A 1371-nucleotide genomic window follows, 5' to 3' on the forward strand; every position below is an offset into this window, starting at 1 on the left:
GAGACCGTAAAATAGTTTGTGTAAGGATGAATTATTCCTTAATTTAATTTCCTAAAACATTAGAAAAAGGAGTTCCTTTCTCGTATGATTGGTTTGAACAAAAAAAACATACAGAAAGAAGAACTCCTTCATGAATGATTTTACCAAAAATATAACTCAAGCTCTATTCAATCAAGATAAAATTAATGATTTGCTTCGTCATGAAATCCAACAAGCTGTTAATGACATGTTAGAATCTGAACTGACTGCCTTTTTAGGATATGATCCCTATGCTAGAAATGGCTGGAATACTGGTAATTCTAGAAATGGTGCGTATTTCCGTAAAATTGATACCCAGTTTGGATCAATTGAGGTACAAGTGCCACGAGATCGCAATGGTATGTTTCATCAACACACTCTGCCAGACTATAAACAACATACTGATCTCTTAGAAGATATGGTTATAAAGCTTTATTCTAAAGGTGTAACCACTAGAGAAATAGCTAATTTGATCGAAAAAATGTATGGCAGTCATTATAGTCCAGCTCAAGTGTCTAATATCTCTAAGCAAATGATTCCTAAAGTTGAGGCTTATCACAAGCGTAAGCTGAGCGATAAGTTCTTTTGTGTTTATCTTGATACAACGTATATACCGTTGCGTCGAGAAACTTTTGAACGAGAAGCAGTATATATTGCCATTGGCATCAAGCCTAATGGTCACAAGGAAGTTATCGACTACTGCATTGCGCCTAGTGAGAATATTGAAGTCTGGACGGCGTTGCTCCAGAACATGAAATCTCGTGGTTTAAAGCAAGTAGAGCTTTTCCTTTCAGATGGCGTTGTCGGCATGAAAGCAGCACTGGCAAAGACCTATCCTCAAGCTCATTTCCAACGCTGCTTGGTCCATGTTATGCGCAACATCTGCGCTAAAGTACGCGTGGACGATCGCGAGGCAATCATGAACGAATTCAAGCAGATTCACCAGCAAGCCAATAAAGCGGCTGCTGTTGATGTATTGCATGCTTTTTATGCCAAATGGAACAAGAGCTACAATCGTGTCATTAGAAACCTGAAAGACATCGAGCCAGACCTGCTTGTTTTTTATAATTATCCTAAGCAGATCAGGGCTTCAATTTACTCTACCAACATGATCGAATCCTTTAATAACGTCATTAAGCGCAAGGCTAAGCCTAAAGCGGAGTTCCCGACTGAACAGTCGCTTGATACTTTTATTGGCATCCAAGCAATGAGCTACAATGACCGCTACTTCAACCGAATTCACAAAGGCTTTGGTCAAGTCCAGGATACCTTAGAATCCTATTTTGAATAAATAAAACGTTAAAAAAACAATTTACGAGAAAGATCTATTTACACAAAAAATTTGACAGTTTC

The 1371-nt window shown here is 38.2% G+C and carries 1 protein-coding gene; it reads left to right on the forward strand.

The window, feature by feature from the left end:
• Window positions 1-130 precede the first annotated feature (130 nt).
• Window positions 131-1309, forward strand: coding sequence for an IS256 family transposase (locus tag ACZ0NX_RS06210; protein ID WP_006584480.1), 1179 nt, complete (start codon window positions 131-133; stop codon window positions 1307-1309).
• Window positions 1310-1371 lie beyond the last annotated feature (62 nt).

It is taken from the genome of Gardnerella rara, from assembly GCF_055452355.1.

Bases quoted from the DNA above. Each gene is read 5' to 3' on its own strand.
- ACZ0NX_RS06210 (WP_006584480.1), top strand. From the start codon at position 131: ATGAATGATTTTACCAAAAATATAACTCAAGCTCTATTCAATCAAGAT.